Source organism: Bacteroides sp. AF39-16AC, from assembly GCF_003602735.1.
GTDB lineage: Bacteria > Bacteroidota > Bacteroidia > Bacteroidales > Bacteroidaceae > Bacteroides > Bacteroides uniformis.
Window position 1 is genome coordinate 45,116 of sequence record NZ_QTLN01000022.1, and the last position, 17,604, is coordinate 62,719.

18 protein-coding genes and 2 tRNA genes are annotated in these 17,604 nt (G+C 47.2%); 12 read left to right on the forward strand and 8 right to left on the reverse strand.

The window, feature by feature from the left end; all coding sequences use genetic code 11:
* Positions 1–15 precede the first annotated feature (15 nt).
* Positions 16–609, reverse strand: a complete 594-nt coding sequence (locus DW039_RS16075; RefSeq protein ID WP_016272534.1) for an RNA polymerase sigma-70 factor — start codon at positions 607–609, stop codon at positions 16–18.
* A 522-nt stretch (positions 610–1,131) separates the two neighbouring features.
* Here DW039_RS16075 and argR point away from each other — a divergent pair.
* The 10 genes from argR to DW039_RS16125 all read left to right on the forward strand — a co-directional run bounded on the left by argR (position 1,132) and on the right by DW039_RS16125 (position 10,435).
* Positions 1,132–1,605: an arginine repressor gene (argR, locus tag DW039_RS16080; RefSeq protein ID WP_005825113.1), complete on the forward strand. Its 474-nt coding sequence runs from the start codon at positions 1,132–1,134 to the stop codon at positions 1,603–1,605.
* 35 nt (positions 1,606–1,640) lie between these two features.
* Complete coding sequence (locus DW039_RS16085; RefSeq protein WP_005825115.1) at positions 1,641–2,198, forward strand: GNAT family N-acetyltransferase; 558 nt, start codon at positions 1,641–1,643, stop codon at positions 2,196–2,198.
* Positions 2,199–2,210: 12 nt separating this feature from the next.
* On the forward strand, positions 2,211–3,416 hold the full coding sequence (locus DW039_RS16090) for an argininosuccinate synthase (protein WP_035449833.1): 1,206 nt from the start codon (positions 2,211–2,213) through the stop codon (positions 3,414–3,416).
* Positions 3,417–3,635: a PspC domain-containing protein gene (locus tag DW039_RS16095; protein ID WP_005834779.1), complete on the forward strand. Its 219-nt coding sequence runs from the start codon at positions 3,417–3,419 to the stop codon at positions 3,633–3,635. It begins immediately after the preceding gene.
* Positions 3,628–4,596, forward strand: coding sequence for an N-acetyl-gamma-glutamyl-phosphate reductase (argC, locus tag DW039_RS16100; protein ID WP_005834778.1), 969 nt, complete (start codon positions 3,628–3,630; stop codon positions 4,594–4,596). The genes DW039_RS16095 and argC overlap by 8 nt, the downstream gene beginning before the upstream one ends.
* Positions 4,597–4,601: 5 nt before the next feature.
* Positions 4,602–5,723, forward strand: a complete 1,122-nt coding sequence (locus DW039_RS16105; protein WP_005825124.1) for an aspartate aminotransferase family protein — start codon at positions 4,602–4,604, stop codon at positions 5,721–5,723.
* 129 nt (positions 5,724–5,852) lie between these two features.
* Positions 5,853–6,626 carry a pyrroline-5-carboxylate reductase gene (proC, locus tag DW039_RS16110; protein ID WP_005834777.1) on the forward strand — a complete coding sequence of 258 codons (774 nt, stop codon included), beginning with the start codon at positions 5,853–5,855 and terminating at the stop codon, positions 6,624–6,626.
* Positions 6,627–6,747: 121 nt separating this feature from the next.
* Positions 6,748–7,302 carry a helix-turn-helix domain-containing protein gene (locus tag DW039_RS16115; RefSeq protein ID WP_005825132.1) on the forward strand — a complete coding sequence of 185 codons (555 nt, stop codon included), beginning with the start codon at positions 6,748–6,750 and terminating at the stop codon, positions 7,300–7,302.
* A 7-nt stretch (positions 7,303–7,309) separates the two neighbouring features.
* Positions 7,310–8,965 (forward strand): AMP-binding protein, encoded by a 1,656-nt coding sequence (locus DW039_RS16120; protein ID WP_005825134.1) that lies wholly within the window; start codon positions 7,310–7,312, stop codon positions 8,963–8,965.
* 219 nt (positions 8,966–9,184) lie between these two features.
* Complete coding sequence (locus tag DW039_RS16125; RefSeq protein ID WP_009037780.1) at positions 9,185–10,435, forward strand: acyloxyacyl hydrolase; 1,251 nt, start codon at positions 9,185–9,187, stop codon at positions 10,433–10,435.
* 349 nt (positions 10,436–10,784) lie between these two features.
* Here DW039_RS16125 and DW039_RS16130 read toward each other — a convergent pair.
* The 7 genes from DW039_RS16130 to prmC all read right to left on the reverse strand — a co-directional run bounded on the left by DW039_RS16130 (position 10,785) and on the right by prmC (position 14,970).
* Positions 10,785–10,868 (reverse strand) — tRNA-Leu (locus DW039_RS16130).
* 20 nt (positions 10,869–10,888) lie between these two features.
* Positions 10,889–10,961 (reverse strand) — tRNA-Gly (locus tag DW039_RS16135).
* A gap of 102 nt (positions 10,962–11,063) precedes the next feature.
* The gene (gene argH, locus DW039_RS16140) at positions 11,064–12,404 is read right to left on the reverse strand and encodes an argininosuccinate lyase (protein WP_009037779.1); all 1,341 of its coding nucleotides are present in this window, start codon (positions 12,402–12,404) and stop codon (positions 11,064–11,066) included.
* 28 nt (positions 12,405–12,432) lie between these two features.
* Positions 12,433–12,843, reverse strand: a complete 411-nt coding sequence (locus DW039_RS16145; protein ID WP_005825141.1) for an SRPBCC family protein — start codon at positions 12,841–12,843, stop codon at positions 12,433–12,435.
* Between the two features lie 93 nt (positions 12,844–12,936).
* Complete coding sequence (gene pyrE / locus DW039_RS16150; RefSeq protein WP_005825142.1) at positions 12,937–13,575, reverse strand: orotate phosphoribosyltransferase; 639 nt, start codon at positions 13,573–13,575, stop codon at positions 12,937–12,939.
* Between the two features lie 82 nt (positions 13,576–13,657).
* Positions 13,658–14,137 carry a regulatory protein RecX gene (locus DW039_RS16155; protein WP_005825143.1) on the reverse strand — a complete coding sequence of 160 codons (480 nt, stop codon included), beginning with the start codon at positions 14,135–14,137 and terminating at the stop codon, positions 13,658–13,660.
* The gene (gene prmC, locus DW039_RS16160; RefSeq protein WP_120382136.1) at positions 14,134–14,970 is read right to left on the reverse strand and encodes a peptide chain release factor N(5)-glutamine methyltransferase; all 837 of its coding nucleotides are present in this window, start codon (positions 14,968–14,970) and stop codon (positions 14,134–14,136) included. Before prmC ends, DW039_RS16155 begins: the two co-directional genes overlap by 4 nt.
* Positions 14,971–15,044: 74 nt before the next feature.
* Between prmC and ribD the strand changes: the two genes are divergently transcribed.
* Positions 15,045–16,100 (forward strand): bifunctional diaminohydroxyphosphoribosylaminopyrimidine deaminase/5-amino-6-(5-phosphoribosylamino)uracil reductase RibD, encoded by a 1,056-nt coding sequence (gene ribD, locus DW039_RS16165; RefSeq protein ID WP_005834757.1) that lies wholly within the window; start codon positions 15,045–15,047, stop codon positions 16,098–16,100.
* 134 nt (positions 16,101–16,234) lie between these two features.
* On the forward strand, positions 16,235–17,599 hold the full coding sequence (locus tag DW039_RS16170; protein ID WP_005834755.1) for a DUF6242 domain-containing protein: 1,365 nt from the start codon (positions 16,235–16,237) through the stop codon (positions 17,597–17,599).
* Positions 17,600–17,604: the final 5 nt, after the last annotated feature.

Genomic DNA, 17,604 nt, shown 5'->3' on the forward strand with positions numbered 1-17,604 from the left:
TAAAATGTATTTTTTTCAATTTTCCCAAAACATATACAATATCAGCAGTTTCAGATAGTCTCCCATATGTAATTGAATGGATGCTAAAGCATTTTTAATATGATACTTAACTGTATTCACCGATATTTTCAGTTCATCTGCTATTTCTTCATATTTTTTTTGTTCAAAACGGCTTTTCTTAAAAACCGCACGGCATTCTTTTGGAAGTTCCTCAATACATTTCAATAATTTTTCTTCCAACTCTTGCTCAAGTAAAGTACCTAAAGGATGATTATCCTCCACAAAAACACTATCTAAAAATTCCATATTTTCTGGAAGCATAAAAGAAGAGAAATGAAGTTCTTTGCGATGCCTTTGTGAATTCAATTCATTCAGGCAGCGATTACGCACTGCACGCATCAAATAGGCACGTAAGGAAAAGGTTATTTCAATGTCAGTACGATGCTCCCACAAATAGAAGATAGTATCATCCACTATTTCTTCTGCTAAAGCAACGTCATCCAACAGTTGATATGCAAAACGACAAAGAAGAATGTAATGGCAATCGTATATATATCTAAATGCCTGTTCATCTCCTAATCTCAGTTTTTCAATAATATATTTTTCCATAGTAATTAAAGTGACAAAGGGTAAATTCTTAATTATTAATACTTTCTATCAAGAAAACCATATTGTTCCTCTATGTTGGTTGATTATAAGATTAAAGCAAAAGTAATATTTTATAATAACACTGACCATCGATTACAGAAAAAGATTAATCTATTCCAAATAAAGTTTATCAGACTTATAAACAAAAAACGCCATGGATGAAGCCCGAATCCTTATCAAAGCCCCGGATTTACCTTCAGATAAAATCAAATGTATATACAAAAATCATCTGCATTAGTTTTATAAAACAATCATCTATGTATTTTTCCAGTATATGCATAAGACAAAATAAAGAGAATAGAGGGTAGTCCCAAAATGCACTTTTTTATTTCTAAGATTATTGCCTTCCAGAACAAATAAAGCTCATCTTTCAAAGAAAAATGCACAATACATACATAAAACAAAGAAAAAAGTCTCTTTTTTGCATATTCTTTCCGAAATAATCCCTAATTTTGCGCCACTCTTAGAATAATTATACAGAAAATGAAGAAAAAAGCCAATCGGTTAGACGCCATCAAGATGATTATCTCAAGCAAAGACGTCAGTTCTCAGGAAGAACTGTTGCAAGCTTTGAGCAAGGAAGGCTTTGAACTGACACAAGCCACCTTGTCACGCGACTTGAAACAGCTGAAAGTAGCGAAAGCAGCGAACATGAACGGTAAATACGTATATGTGCTGCCCAACAACATCATGTATAAACGTTCGAACGACCAGAGTGCAAGTGAGATGTTGATGACAAGCGGATTCGTTTCACTTCAATTTTCGGGCAATATTGCCGTCATCCGTACCCGGCCCGGATATGCCAGCAGCATGGCCTACGACATCGACAACCGGGAGTGTCCCGCCATTCTGGGTACCATTGCCGGAGATGACACCATCATGCTGGTGGTGCACGAAGCGGCGTCACATGACGAGGTACGCAGCTTCCTATCGCAAATCATCCCGAACATTAAATGATAGATAACAACAAAAAACAAGAAATTAAATAAGAAATGGATTCGAAACAAATTGATGTGATGGTGGCTGACGCCTCACATGAAGTTTACGTAGACAAGATTTTGGATACCATCCGGGAAGCTGCCAAGGTACGCGGAACGGGCATCGCAGAACGCACACACGAATACGTAGCTACTAAGATGAAAGAAGGAAAGGCCATCATAGCCTTGTGTGGAGACGATTTTGCTGGTTTTACCTACATAGAGAGCTGGGGCAACAAGCAATATGTAGCGACCTCCGGTCTGATAGTACACCCTAAATACCGGGGGCTGGGGCTGGCAAAACGTATCAAGACCGCCTCTTTCCGCCTGGCACGCCTACGCTGGCCAAATGCCAAAGTTTTCAGTCTCACCAGTGGAGCAGCCGTCATGAAAATGAATACCGAACTGGGATATGTGCCCGTCACCTTCAACGAACTGACCGATGATGAATCTTTTTGGAAAGGTTGCGAAGGCTGTATCAACCATGATATATTGGTAGCCAAGAACCGTAAATTCTGCATCTGCACAGCAATGCTTTACGACCCGAAGCTGCACGAAGAAGATAAAATATAAAAATATAAGGATATGGAAAAGAAGAAAAAAGTGGTAGTCGCATTCAGCGGCGGTTTGGATACCTCATTCACGGTCATGTATCTTGCCAAAGAAAAAGGATACGAAGTATATGCAGCTTGTGCCAATACTGGCGGTTTCAGCCCCGAACAGTTGAAGACTAACGAGGAGAATGCCTACAAGCTGGGTGCCAAAGAATACGTCACCATTGACGTGACGCAAGAGTACTACGAAAAAAGCCTAAGATACATGGTATTCGGAAACGTACTGCGTAACGGTACCTACCCCATCTCCGTAAGTTCCGAACGTATCTTCCAGGCACTGGCCATTGCACGCTATGCCAACGAAATCGGCGCCGATGCCATCGCTCATGGTTCTACGGGTGCGGGTAACGACCAGATTCGCTTCGACATGACTTTCCTCGTCATGGCTCCGGGCGTGGAAATCATTACGCTGACACGCGACATGGCACTGAGCCGTCAGGAAGAGATTGACTACCTGAACCAACACGGTTTTGCCGCCGACTTCACCAAACTGAAATACTCCTATAACGTGGGTCTGTGGGGCACCTCCATCTGTGGTGGTGAGATTCTGGATTCTGCACAAGGATTGCCCGAAAGCGCCTACCTGAAACACTGCACCAAAGAGGGCAGCGAGCAGTTGCGCCTCACTTTTGAGAAGGGGGAACTAAAAGCCGTGAACGACGAGACATTCGACGATCCCATCAAAGCCATCCAGAAAGTGGAAGAGATCGGTGCAGCATACGGCATCGGCCGCGACATGCACGTAGGCGACACGATTATCGGTATCAAAGGCCGTGTAGGCTTCGAAGCTGCCGCACCCATGCTGATTATCGGCGCACACAAGTTCCTGGAGAAATATACCTTGAGCAAATGGCAGCAATACTGGAAGGACCAGGTAGCCAACTGGTACGGCATGTTCCTGCACGAAAGCCAATATCTGGAACCGGTAATGCGCGACATCGAAGCCATGCTGGAATCCTCGCAACGCAACGTAAACGGTACGGCTATCCTCGAGCTTCACCCACTCTGCTTCTCTACCGTAGGTGTAGAAAGCAAGGACGACCTTGTGAAAAACAAGTTCGGCGAATACGGCGAAATGCAGAAAGGCTGGACGGCAGAAGATGCCAAGGGATTCATCAAAGTAACCTCCACGGCACTGCGTGCATATTATTCAAATCACAAAGACGAGAAAATCTAAATGACGGACAAGAAACGGAAACTGACACGTCCCCGAACCGGAAGAATACTTTCCGGTGTATGTGCAGGACTGGCAATTTTTTTCGGACTTGACGTATCTTTAGTACGCATCGTTTATACGTTCGCTACCGTCTTTACTGCTTTTGCAGGTGTAATTATATACATTATATTATTGATTATCATACCAGAAGAATCCAATAGATATTATAGAAATGATTAAAGTAGGAATCATCGGCGGAGCCGGATACACGGCAGGCGAACTGATACGTTTACTGCTCAACCATCCGGAAGCGGAAATCGTATTCATAAACAGTTCAAGCAACGCCGGCAACAAAATTACTGATGTACACGAAGGACTGTACGGTGAAACAGATTTGGTATTTACCGACCAGCTTCCGTTGGAAGAAATCGACGTGCTGTTTTTCTGTACGGCACATGGCGACACGAGAAAATTCCTCGAAAGCCACAACGTGCCCGAGGAGCTGAGAATCATCGACCTCTCCATGGACTACCGCATAGCCTCTCCTGACCACGACTTCATTTACGGCTTGCCGGAACTGAACCGCCGCGCCACCTGCAAGGCAAAGCATGTAGCCAATCCGGGCTGCTTTGCCACCTGCATACAATTGGGGCTGCTGCCGCTCGCCAAGCACCTGATGCTGAATGATGACATCATGGTGAATGCCATCACCGGAAGTACGGGTGCCGGAGTGAAACCGGGTGCCACGAGCCACTTCAGCTGGCGCAACAACAACATGAGTGTTTACAAAGCTTTCGAGCACCAGCACGTGCCCGAAATCAAGCAATCACTCCGCCAGCTGCAAAACAGTTTCGATGCAGAAATAGATTTTATCCCCTACCGGGGTGACTTCCCGCGCGGTATCTTCACTACCATCGTAGTAAAGACCAAAGTGGCTCTGGAAGAAATCATCCGTATGTACGAAGAATACTACGCCAAAGATTCCTTTACATTTGTCGTGGAAAAGAACATTGACCTGAAACAAGTGGTGAATACCAATAAATGCCTCATCCACCTGGAGAAGCACGGTGACAAGCTGCTTATCATTTCCTGCATCGACAACCTCCTGAAAGGTGCCAGCGGACAAGCAGTCCACAACATGAATTTAATGTTTAACCTGGAAGAGACCGTAGGATTACGGTTGAAACCTTCTGCATTCTAAAAAAAATGAATTTATTCGACGTATACCCTCTCTTTGACATCAACATCGTCAAAGGAAAAGGCTGCCATGTATGGGACGAGAACGGTACCGAATACCTCGACCTCTACGGTGGCCATGCAGTCATCTCAATCGGACATGCACATCCACATTATGTAGAGATGGTGAGTAACCAAGTTGCTACGTTAGGATTCTACTCAAACTCAGTAATTAACAAGCTGCAACAGCAAGTGGCAGAACGCTTGGGAAAAGTCTGTGGCTATGACGACTACTCATTCTTCCTCATCAACAGCGGTGCCGAAGCCAATGAAAACGCCTTGAAACTCGCCTCTTTCTACAATGGCCGTACCCGTGTGATATCCTTCTCAAAAGCATTCCATGGACGTACCTCACTGGCGGTGGAAGTAACGAACAATCCTAAAATCATCGCTCCCATCAACAACTGCGGGCACGTCACCTACCTCCCGTTGAACGACATCGAAGCCATGAAGGCCGAATTGTCCAAAGGAGATGTCTGCGCAGTGATTATCGAAGGCATACAAGGTGTAGGCGGCATCCAACTGCCGACAGACGAATTCATGCAGGCTCTCCGCCAGACTTGTACGGAACACAACACGGTCTTGATTCTCGATGAAATCCAAAGCGGCTACGGACGCAGCGGCAAGTTCTTCGCCCATCAGTACAACGGCATCAAAGCCGACATCATCACCGTGGCAAAAGGCATCGGCAATGGTTTCCCGATGGCAGGCGTACTCATCAGCCCAATGTTTACACCAGTATACGGGCAACTTGGAACCACTTTCGGCGGAAACCACCTGGCTTGCAGTGCCGCCCTTGCCGTGCTGGATGTGATAGAGCAGGAAAACCTGATAGAGAATGCAGCCCAAGTCGGCAACTTCCTGATAACGGAACTAAAGAAATTCCCTCAAATCAAGGACGTTCGCGGACGCGGACTCATGATAGGGCTGGAATTTGAAGAACCCATCAAGGAACTGCGCCTAAGACTACTGAAAGAGCAGCATGTATTCACCGGTGTAAGCGGTACGAATGTACTTCGCCTGCTGCCGCCTCTGTGCCTCGGCATGGATGAAGCAAAGGAATTCTTGGAACGCTTCAAGAAAGTACTTTAATATTTGACACAAATAATCAGCCAGCAAAAGAAACGACCGAAAAGCAGAATACCTTTCTCTCTCGGTCGTTTTTTGTAGAAAATTTATCTACCTTTGCCAGCAAAACAACTCTTTTAACAACAAAAAGATATGAAAACAGCAATTATCGGTGCAGGAAATATGGGGGGAGCCATTGCCCGAGGGCTGGCAAAAGGAACAATCATCCCTGCCGGTAACATCATTGTCTCCAACCCCACCCAGGGCAAGCTGGACAAGCTGAAGGCAGAATTCCCCGCATTGCAAGTGACCAATGACAACCAGGAAGCGGCAGCCGGTGCAGATATGATAATCTTTGCCGTGAAGCCATGGCTGATGGAGCCAGTGATAAAGGAACTGGAACTAAAAGGCACAGAGATTCTTATATCCGTTGCAGCCGGCATTCCTTTTGAAGAGCTGACACACTATGTAGCAGACAAAGAAATGACCATGTTCCGTCTTATTCCCAATACCGCCATCAGCGAGATGGAAAGCATGACACTCATCGCCAGCCGCAATGCCACCAAGGAGCAGGAGCAACTGATGCTGGACATTTTCAACCAGATGGGACTCGCCATGCTCATTCCCGAAGAAAAGATTGCGGCAACCACTGCCATGACTTCCTGCGGCATCGCCTACGTGCTTAAGTATATCCAGGCAGCCATGCAGGCCGGCGTTGAAATGGGTATCTATCCCAAAGACGGCATGCGCATGGTGGCACAATCCGTGAAAGGGGCAGCCGAGCTGATTCTGAACAACGACACGCACCCCAGTGTTGAGATTGACAAGGTGTGTACCCCCGGAGGAATTACCATCAAGGGAATCAACGAGCTGGAACATGAAGGATTCACCTCCACTGTGATTAAAGCCATCAAAGCGAGTAAATGATATTTAATGTGCTAATGTAACGATGTCCCGATATGCCTATGAGCTACGGTATAATTAAACATTGTGCAGCCTATTGGCACATTGCCACACTTTAATAACAACCCATTAAAAAAATATAATTATGGACGAACAAATCAGACAAATAGCCGAACGCCTGCGCGGACTGCGTGACGTATTGGAACTGACTGCCGACGATATCGCCCGCGACTGCGACATCTCTGCAGAAGAGTACCGTCTGGCCGAAACCGGAGAATTCGACATCTCGGTCAGCATGCTGCAGAAGATAGCACGGCACTACGGCATATCACTGGACGCACTGATGTTTGGGCAAGAGCCCAAAATGAGCTCCTACTTCCTGACACGTGCCGGAAAAGGAACCAGTATAGAACGTACCAAGGCATATAAATACCAATCGCTGGCAGCCGGTTTCATCAACCGCACGGCAGACCCGTTCATCGTGACCGTAGAACCGAAACCGGACAGCGAGCCGATACATTACAACAGCCATACCGGTCAGGAGTTCAACCTCGTACTGGAAGGCCGTATGATGGTCAGCATCGACGGCAAAGACTTAATCTTAAACGAAGGAGACAGTCTATACTTCAACTCCAAACTGCCGCACGGCATGAAGGCGCTTGACGGAAAGACTGTAAAATTCCTGGCAGTAATCATGTAATAAAGTTATGGTAGAAAGATTTTTATCTCAAACATCCTTCACCTCACAGGAGGACTTCATCAAGAACTTGAAGATAAACGTACCGGAGAATTTCAACTTCGGCTACGACGTAGTGGATGCCTGGGCCGCCGAGCAGCCCGACAAACCCGCACTGTTGTGGACCAATGACCAGGGCGAATGCCGGCAGTTTACCTTTGCCGACATGAAACGGTACACAGACATGACGGCTTCCTATTTCCAAAGCCTCGGCATCGGGCACGGAGACATGGTGATGCTGATACTGAAACGCCGTTATGAATTCTGGTTCAGCATTGTGGCACTGCACAAACTCGGTGCAGTGGTGATTCCCGCCACCCACCTGCTGACGAAGAAAGACATCGTATACCGCTGCAACGCCGCAGACATTAAAATGATAGTCTGTGCCGGCGAAAGCGTCATCACCGACCATATCACGGCAGCTATGCCAGAGTCTCCTTCTGTGAAACGCCTCGTAAGCGTCGGGCCGGAAGCTCCCGAAGGATTCGAAGACTTCCACAAAGGTATCGAGGCCGCCGCTCCTTTCGTGAAACCGGAACATCCGAACACGAACGATGACATCTCCCTGATGTACTTCACCAGCGGTACTACCGGAGAGCCCAAAATGGTGGCCCACGACTTCACCTATCCGTTGGGACATATCGTCACCGGCAGCTTCTGGCACAACCTGAAAGAGAGCAGCCTACACCTCACCATTGCCGACACCGGTTGGGGAAAAGCCGTGTGGGGCAAGCTCTACGGACAATGGATTGCCGGTGCCAACGTATTTGTATACGACCACGAGAAGTTCACTCCCGCAGCCATACTGGAGAAGATACAGGATTATCACGTCACGTCGCTTTGTGCACCGCCCACCATCTTCCGGTTCCTCATTCACGAAGACCTTACGAAGTACGACCTATCCAGCCTGGAATACTGCACCATCGCCGGAGAAGCCTTGAACCCCGCTGTATTCGAGACCTTCAAGAAACTGACGGGCATCAAGTTGATGGAGGGTTTCGGACAGACCGAAACGACCCTCACCGTCGCCACCATGCCCTGGATGGAACCGAAACCCGGCAGCATGGGATTGCCCAATCCGCAATACGACGTAGACCTGATAGACAACGACGGCCGTTCTGTGGAAGCCGGTGAGCAGGGACAGATTGTAATCCGTACCGACAAAGGCAAACCGCTGGGATTGTTCAAGGAATACTACCGCGATGCCAACCGTACCCACGAGGCATGGAACAACGGCATTTACTACACGGGAGACGTAGCCTGGAAGGACGAAGACGGCTACCTCTGGTTCGTGGGCCGCGCCGACGACGTTATCAAAAGTAGCGGTTATCGCATCGGCCCGTTCGAAGTGGAAAGTGCATTGATGACCCACCCAGCCGTAGTGGAATGTGCCATTACCGGTGTGCCCGATGAAATCCGCGGCCAAGTGGTAAAAGCTACGATTGTGTTGGCAAAAGAGTACAAGGCACGCGCCGAAGAAGAGCTTGTCAAGGAGTTGCAGAACCATGTGAAGAAAGTGACGGCTCCCTACAAATACCCGCGTGTCATCGAATTTGTTGATGAGCTCCCCAAAACCATCAGCGGGAAAATCCGCCGTGTGGAAATCCGGGAGAACGACCGGAAATAATACTCGCCACCCAGTATCTGAATCATAAGACAACATCCGGGTGAATGAATAAGGAGGGGATAAAACCGAAGTCGGCCATTCTATTGACGATTTCCGTTTTACCCCCTCTTTTTACAAATAGTTGTCTCATTGTGAATACCAAAAGGAGAAAAGAACTATATTTGCACGAAATTAAACTTCACTTGGAACATTTATAAACAAGAAAGACCGACACGGCATATGAAAAATAGAACGCAGATATGGAAAATACTGGCTTTCTTAGGAGCGGTACTTTTCTTGTCTGATACAATATACGCCCAACAATGGACATCCGATAGTCATTCGGAATACAAACGGGATACACTCCCTTTCTCACAGCGCTTCATCCACAGATTAGGCGTAGAAGGGCGTGCTGGCTATATTTTTCAGACCAGCCCTTTTCTGGAGTACTCCAACCACCAATACAAGGCCATGAAAAATGCCTATGCCGGCCATCTGAAATACTCCTTCCAGCTCCGTCCCCACACCGTTGCCGACCAGGCTTATATAGGAGCCTATCAAGGGATTGGAGTCGGCTATTTCAACTTCGGCAATCCGGAAGAGCTGGGCAACCCGCTGGCGGTCTATCTGTTTCAAGGGGGACGCATCGCCCAATTCAGCCCCCGCATATCCTTGAACTATGAATGGAACTTCGGCGCATCGTTCGGCTGGAAACCCTACGATGAATATGACAACCCGGAGAACCAGATTATCGGCTCGAAAGTGAATGCCTATCTCAATGTGAACCTCTACTTAAAGTGGGCACTCTCCCCCAAGTTCGACCTGATGATAGGAACTACCGGAAGCCACTTTTCCAACGGAAATACCCAATATCCCAACTCCGGTCTGAACACGGTGGACTGCAAAGTGGGGTTGGTATATAACTTTAACCGCAGAGCGGATGAGCTCGCCCAATCATGGCAACGCCCTATCGTTCCTCCATTCCCCCGCCACGTCAGCTACGACCTGACTTTGTTCGGCTCCTGGCGAAAGAAAGCAGTGGCCCATGAGGGCAGTAGTGGCCAGGTACCCGCACCCGGCACTTACAACGTGTTCGGTTTCAGCTTTGCACCCATGTACAACTTCGGCTATAAATTCCGTGCCGGTGTGGCGCTGGACGGCGTATACGACCACAGTGCGAACATGAAAGAATCGTACGAAGAAGAGAACGGCTTCTATACTCCGCCCGCCAAGAAGCAGATGGCATTGGGCTTATCTGCCCGCGGAGAATTTGTCATGCCTTACTTCACGGTAGGTATCGGTCTGGGAGCCAATGTTCTGCACGGCGGCGGTGACATGAAGTCTTTCTATCAGATTCTTGCCCTGAAAATAGACGTAACACGCAATTCGTATCTCCATATAGGATATAACCTCCGGGAATTTCATGAGCCCAATTATCTGATGTTGGGTATCGGCTATCGGTTCAATAACAAACGCCCCAAGCTGTTCTGAACAATAAAGAGGAGGCTATTTATATAGATTCTTTTATTTCATCTGCAAGCACATATTACCAAGTGCCACGCGCATATCATCTACTATAGTATTATAGTTAGTTTGTTAGTTCACAGAGATGAACACTTTGTTCAAGTATAGAGAAACAGTTTGTTCCAATAAGGAAAAACAGTCTGTTTTCATATGATGAAACGAAATGTTCTGTTAAGGGAAACAAAGTGTTCGCCATAATGAAACAACTTGTTCTATTAAGGGAAACACTTTGTTCGCTATAGGGAAACGGTCTTTCATATCAAGAGCTTATAAAGAAAAAGCTCTGCAAATCAATGATTCACAGAGCTTAATCGAGTACTCGAAGCGGGACTTGAACCCGCACAGCCGCAATGGCCAAAGGATTTTAAGTCCTTCGTGTCTACCATTCCACCATTCGAGCATCCTAAAAAGGGAAAAGAGAGCGGAAAACGAGACTCGAACTCGCGACCCTAACCTTGGCAAGGTTATGCTCTACCAACTGAGCTATTTCCGCATTTGGAGAACGGGTGCAAAGATAAACAGTTTTCCCGTTTCTGCCAAATTTTTTTTTATAAAAGTACAGTACTCGCAGCGGGACTTGAACCCGCAGAACCTTTTACCTGCCCAGCAACTCTTTCTCCGCAGCTTGCATGGTCTCAAAATTGAAACCATCTACCACTTTCTGCATCAGGGCAGAGACTTCATCGTTGCAAAGGTTTCCGATACTGCCTTCATGGGTATGGTGCACCTCTTTGCTGTGCGAGAAGTTTCCGGCTTCAATATCCAGTCCCACCTTCTTGTAGGCATCGCGGAAAGGCATCCCTTCACGTGCCAAGCGGTTGACTTCCTCCACACTGAAAATAAGCAGATACTTGTCATCATCAAGAATATGTTCGTTCACCTTGATTTCATTCATAATGTAAGTCGTCATCTGCAGACAGTCTTTCAGTTCCTGAAAAGCAGGCAGGAAGACCTCTTTGATAATCTGCAAGTCACGGAAATAGCCGGAAGGAAGATTGTTGGCTATCATCATAATCTGCTGGGGAAGGGATTGCAGTTTGTTGCACTTGGCACGCGTCAGTTCAAAGACGTCCGGGTTCTTCTTGTGAGGCATGATGCTGGAGCCGGTAGTGCAATCGTCCGGCAGCTTCACAAAACCGAAGTTCTGACTGTTGAACATACATGCGTCAAAAGCCAATTTCGATATGGTTCCGGCCACACTGGCAAGGGCGAAAGCTACATTACGCTCCATCTTGCCACGCCCCATCTGGGCATACACTACGTTGTAGTTGAGGGAATCAAATCCCAAAAGACGGGTAGTCATCGTACGGTTCAGCGGGAACGAGGAACCGTATCCCGCAGCAGAACCCAAAGGATTGCGGTTGCACATCTTGAAAGCTGCCTGAAGGAACATCATATCGTCCACCAGGCTCTCGGCGTATGCCCCAAACCAAAGTCCGAAAGAAGACGGCATGGCTATCTGCAAGTGTGTATAACCCGGCATCAGTACATCCTTGTAGCGTTCGCTCTGCATAACCAGCACATGGAACAATTGCTCCACAGCTTCCGCCACCTCCTTTATCTCTGCACGGGTAAAGAGCTTCAAATCGAGCAACACCTGGTCGTTGCGCGAACGTCCGCTGTGTATTTTCTTACCTATATCACCCAAGTTGCGCGTCAGCATAAGTTCCACTTGTGAGTGAACGTCTTCCACTCCCTCTTCTATCACAAATTCTCCACGCTCGGCCATCGCATAGATTTCCTTCAATTCGGCCAGCAATTGCCGCAGTTCTTCCTTCGTCAACAAGCCAATGCTTTCGAGCATCGTGATGTGCGCCATGGAACCCAGCACATCGTGCTTTGCCAAATAAAGGTCCATTTCACGGTCACGGCCTACCGTGAAGCGTTCGATATCCTTATTTACCTGAACGGATTTTTCCCAAAGTTTCTGAGCCACGTTGTTTCTAATGATTAATGGTTAGTGATTAATATTGTATCATCGCCAACATATCTGCCATCTTCTCCAATCCTTCCTGCAAGGGTTTCTGCACCATGGTCTTCATAAACGGATTTATATCCATGCCGATGGTCAGTTTCATTTTACATTCGGTTTCGGTGACGGGTACAATCTGTATCCACAGATTGAAGGGCAGCGGTGAAGTGGTTGTTGCAAACTTGATACACTTGCAAGGTTCCTTCTCCACAATCTGCAACGTAATCTTTCCTACGGGAGCCACCTCTATCGTCATGCTCTCCGCATCAAAACTCAAGTTCTTCACTTTGTCTTCAGGCAAACGGTCTTTCACCTTCTCCAGATTGCTCAGGTCGGAAAGCTTTTCATAAACAGCTTCTTGTGAAGCCGGTACAACTTTCACTCCACTCTCAAATTTCGTCATAATCAATCGTATTCAAAAAGAAAAAAGAACTATCCGGACAGAATCTATCCGAATGGCTCTTTTATCCATATTAACATTTTTACAAATAAGTTCTTATTTACCAGATTCCCAATGTGCAGGGTCTTTACGCCATTCATTCAGAGTCTCCACATCTTCTTCCTCGATATAGCCCGTACGCAGTGCCACTTCCATCACAGCCTCGTAATTGGTCAGCGTCACCAAAGGCACCTTGGCATCCTTGAAAGCCTTTTCGGCAACCGGGAAACCATAAGTATAGGCAGCCACCATACCGATGACCTCACATCCGTCACGGCGGATAGCTTCTACAGCCTTTAAACTGCTTCCACCCGTAGAAATCAAATCTTCCACGACTACCACCTTCATACCGGGACGAAGTTCACCTTCAATCAAATTCTCCAGTCCATGGTCTTTCGGAGTGGAGCGTACATATACAAACGGCAAGTTCAATGCATCGGCCACCAAGGCACCTTGCGGGATAGCTCCCGTTGCCACACCGGCAATGGCATCCACCTGTCCGAAACGTTCCAAAATCAGACGCGTAATTTCAATCTTTACGAAATTACGGAGAGAAGGATAAGAAAGGGTTTTGCGGTTATCACAATAAAACGGAGACTTCCATCCGGATGCCCAAGTGAACGGGTTAGCCGGTTGTAGTTTAATCGCTTTTATCTTCAGCAACTTCTCTGCAAACAATCTTTCTAAAGTTTTCATAGCAAAACTAATCTATATATGATAAATATGGCACAAAAATACGGAAACAGAATGAGAATAAAAAAGAGAAAGCCGATAATTTTCATTCGGAGTAGTCATTTTCCTCAGAAACCTCTATGCAACGACATATATCCTTCATTTCGAACCCCCTGCTCAAGGCAAAACGCACCAGTTTGCCATTCAACTCATACTCACTTTCGGCACGGACGCTTTTACGCTTTGCCGCCAGCAGTTTCTGCAAGACGGCGTGGTATTCCTCCTCATCAATCTCGTTCAAATAGGGCCAATAGACAGATGAAGATATCTTTTTCAACTGGAGCGCCTGCCCTATCTTCATCTTGCCCCATTTGGCAAAACGGTATTTGTCGTTGATGAAAGCACGGCAGAAGCGCTCTTCATCAATGTACTTCTCTTGTTCCAGACGGTTGATGATACGGTCTATGGCATCATAGGCAATGCCCCAGCGTTGCAGTTTCTCCGCAATCTCCGCCCGGCAATGCTCGGCAGTGGAGCAATATGCCGCCACTCTGTTCAAAGCTTCAGTTTCAGTTATTTCTATCATCGTTCTGCAATTACGTACCGGTCGTTGCCGGAAATATCTTTTCGGATACGGACATTCGTATAGCCTTGCTTGCGAAGCATCGAAGCGACAGCCTCTCCAAATGCCCGGTTGATTTCAAAATAGAGTCGGCCGCCGACCGTCAGCATGCTCCGTCCCAGTTCACCTATACGCCGATAGAAACGGAGCGGGTCGCTGTCTGGAACAAACAAAGCTCCCGAAGGTTCCCAGTTCAAGACATTTGGCTCCATGTCCTTCTTTTCTGTTTCCGTAACATAAGGCGGATTACTGACGATTACATCAAAGTACTCATCCTCAGCCGGTTGATACGTCAGGACATCACGCTGTACAAATTGTACGGAGGTCTGCAAAAGGCGGTTATTGTCGCCGGCTATGGCAAGAGCTTCTCCGGAAATGTCCCAAGCAGTTACTTCCGCTTCCGGCAACTCTTTAGACAAAGTGACGGCAATACACCCACTTCCAGTGCCAATGTCGAGAATACGGGAAGCCGGAGCGACTTCCTCCAGCATCCTCTCCACCAGTTCTTCCGTTTCGGGACGGGGAATAAGCACCCCCGGAGCCACCCGAAAAGTACGTCCCAGGAAACGGGCAGTACCCTGCACATACTGTATGGGCTCAAAATTGCACAGACGGGAAAGAATGCTTTCCAATTCCTTTTCATCCTTTGGAGATAAAATCATATCTTTGCCCAGGTAATAGTCAATATGACTCTGACCTAACATTTCACAGCAGACAATACGGGAAAGATTGGCTGCCTCCCGGGGAGGATAGCACTCCTGCAAAGCACTGCGGATATGTGAAACGGTTACATTCATTCGGAGTCCGGTTTTATTCGGGCTGCAAAAGTAATCATTAATTTTGATTATTCAACCAAAAGACAAGCAAGGATATGAATTCAGAAGAAGAGAAATATATGCTGCGATGCATCCAACTGGCACAAAACGGACTTTGCAATACAGCACCCAACCCGATGGTGGGAGCGGTAATAGTATGTGACGGGAAAATCATAGGCGAGGGATACCATGTGCGCTGTGGAGAAGCCCACGCCGAGGTCAACGCCATCCGTTCCGTGAAAGACACGTCCCTGCTGAAACGTTCCACCATCTATGTCAGCCTGGAACCGTGTTCGCACTATGGCAAAACTCCCCCTTGTGCAGACCTCATCATCGAGAAGCAGATTCCACGCATCGTCATCGGGTGCCGGGACCCTTTTTCTAAGGTTGCGGGCCGAGGCATACAGAAACTGAAGGATGCCGGACGTGAAGTTATTGTCGGAGTGCTGGAAACAGAATGTCGGCAGCTCATCCGCAGGTTCATCACTTTCCATACTTTGCGACGCCCCTACATCACCCTAAAATGGGCGGAATCTTCTGACAGATATATCGATTACTCCCGCACGGACGGTAAACCGGTTATCCTCTCCAGCCCGCTGACTTCGATGCTGGTACACAAGAAACGGGCAGAGCACAGTGCCATATTAGTAGGTACCCGTACGGCTGAACTGGACAATCCCGGCCTGAATGTCCGCCATTGGTATGGTCGTTCACCGGTACGTATCGTGCTGGACCGGCAACAAAAGCTATCCCCCAGCCTTCACCTATTTGACGGTAGCGTGCCGACCCTCGTTTTTACAGAAATCCCGCACGCTCCGCTACCGAATGTAGAATATCTGCCAGTCAGCGACTACCGGCAGAATATACTCCCCGAAATCATGGAAATGCTGTATACACGCGGATTACAATCCCTTTTGGTAGAGGGTGGCAGCCAAACGCTCCAATCCTTCATTGATGCCGGATTGTGGGACGAAATCTTTGTGGAAGAAGCTCCGCACCTTCTTCATTCCGGCGTCAAAGCACCCGAAATCAGTGACGGATATCCATTTGCAACAGAGTATTCTTTCGGCAGGAGTTTTCGCCATTATACGGCCTCAAGAAACAGTCAATAGCCTCATTTCAGGGCTTTTTTATCGAGAAAAAGGGGGATATTATCTATAATTTTATATAAAACTTCCCCGTAAAGCTGTTTATAGAAAAAAATGTTCCTATTTTTGCAACTTGTAAATAAACACTAACTTTCAAAATGAGAATAAAGTTTCTATCAGTAATTGTGAGTTTTCTTATTGTGTCATTTGCTCTAAGTTCATGCCTTGACTCTGACGACAATTATGAATTCAGCTCCGATGCTACTATACATGCTTTTGGTATCGATACCATACATGGCAAACATTACAAATTTACAATTGACCAGCTCAATAGACTCATCTATAACAGAGATTCATTGCCCGTAGGTTCAGATACCATCATTGACCGTATTCTGATTGATACTATGACCGTTACCGGTTGGATAACTTCAGGCTCGCCTACCGACACGGTATTCGTCATGTCGGACTCCGTGGATTTGAGACCCGCCATGAATAACGATGCCGGCATGCTGTTCAAAGCACATGCCGCCGACGGTGTTACAGTCCGCGAATATAAATTGAAAGTTAATGTACACCTGCAAGACCCGGACTCACTCGTATGGACAGACATGCAGAAAAGGGGGAATATATTCTCCAATACCATCAATTTAGGTCAGCAAAAAGCGGTTGTACTGGGAGACGAACTATTTGTCTACACTTCCAACAGTACTGCTTACAAGACATCGACTGCGCCCGATAAATACAACTGGAGTAAAGTCAATGTCAGCAACCTCCCCTCAGACGTAAAGCTGACATCTGCCGTAGAGTATAACAATGCGCTTTATATGGTTACAGAAAGCAAAAGAGTATTCAGCTCTACCAACGGCGGCGCCTGGACAGAAGTCACTACATTGGGAGACAATGTCATAGTCCTCATCAATGGTTTCTCCGACCGGCTCTCGGGTATTGTGGAAATCAACGGAAAGCAATATTTCAACATCTGTAAAGACGGAAAGAATTGGGAAGCGGAAAACACGGCTGACAACCTTACCCTTGAGGAAGTCCCGGCAGGATTCCCTACCGAAAACATATCCACCACCCAGACCAACACCGGCAATGGTGTAGAGAAGGTGGTTCTGGCAGGAATGCCGCTGGCCAACGAACAAGAGACAATACCCTGGTTCTCATTGGACGGCAAAGGCTGGGCAAGCCTGGCTAACACGGTGTACGACACATCTTGTCCCGGCATGGTCAACCCTGCCATTATGTACTATGGCGACATGTTCTATTGCTTTGGAGGAGAACTTGACGCCATCTACAACTCCATCACAGGCATTGCGTGGAGCAAGACAGAAACCAAGTTCCTGCTACCCCAGGAATTCAAAGGGAAAGGCGCGTACTCCATTATAGTGGAACCGACGAAAGACAAAACTGTGGCCCCGGCAGACAAACGGGACTTCATTTGGGTGATATTCGGCGGTAACGGCACCAAGAATGAAGTATGGCGCGGACGTCTTAACAGATTGGGCTTCGAAATACAATAATAATG

Coding starts and splice junctions, on each gene's coding strand:
- DW039_RS16075 (WP_016272534.1), bottom strand. CDS start 609: ATGGAAAAATATATTATTGAAAAACTGAGATTAGGAGATGAACAGGCA.
- argR (WP_005825113.1), top strand. CDS start 1,132: ATGAAGAAAAAAGCCAATCGGTTAGACGCCATCAAGATGATTATCTCA.
- DW039_RS16085 (WP_005825115.1), top strand. CDS start 1,641: ATGGATTCGAAACAAATTGATGTGATGGTGGCTGACGCCTCACATGAA.
- DW039_RS16090 (WP_035449833.1), top strand. CDS start 2,211: ATGGAAAAGAAGAAAAAAGTGGTAGTCGCATTCAGCGGCGGTTTGGAT.
- DW039_RS16095 (WP_005834779.1), top strand. CDS start 3,417: ATGACGGACAAGAAACGGAAACTGACACGTCCCCGAACCGGAAGAATA.
- argC (WP_005834778.1), top strand. CDS start 3,628: ATGATTAAAGTAGGAATCATCGGCGGAGCCGGATACACGGCAGGCGAA.
- DW039_RS16105 (WP_005825124.1), top strand. CDS start 4,602: ATGAATTTATTCGACGTATACCCTCTCTTTGACATCAACATCGTCAAA.
- proC (WP_005834777.1), top strand. CDS start 5,853: ATGAAAACAGCAATTATCGGTGCAGGAAATATGGGGGGAGCCATTGCC.
- DW039_RS16115 (WP_005825132.1), top strand. CDS start 6,748: ATGGACGAACAAATCAGACAAATAGCCGAACGCCTGCGCGGACTGCGT.
- DW039_RS16120 (WP_005825134.1), top strand. CDS start 7,310: ATGGTAGAAAGATTTTTATCTCAAACATCCTTCACCTCACAGGAGGAC.
- DW039_RS16125 (WP_009037780.1), top strand. CDS start 9,185: ATGAAAAATAGAACGCAGATATGGAAAATACTGGCTTTCTTAGGAGCG.
- DW039_RS16145 (WP_005825141.1), bottom strand. CDS start 12,843: ATGACGAAATTTGAGAGTGGAGTGAAAGTTGTACCGGCTTCACAAGAA.
- pyrE (WP_005825142.1), bottom strand. CDS start 13,575: ATGAAAACTTTAGAAAGATTGTTTGCAGAGAAGTTGCTGAAGATAAAA.
- DW039_RS16155 (WP_005825143.1), bottom strand. CDS start 14,137: ATGATAGAAATAACTGAAACTGAAGCTTTGAACAGAGTGGCGGCATAT.
- prmC (WP_120382136.1), bottom strand. CDS start 14,970: ATGAATGTAACCGTTTCACATATCCGCAGTGCTTTGCAGGAGTGCTAT.
- ribD (WP_005834757.1), top strand. CDS start 15,045: ATGAATTCAGAAGAAGAGAAATATATGCTGCGATGCATCCAACTGGCA.
- DW039_RS16170 (WP_005834755.1), top strand. CDS start 16,235: ATGAGAATAAAGTTTCTATCAGTAATTGTGAGTTTTCTTATTGTGTCA.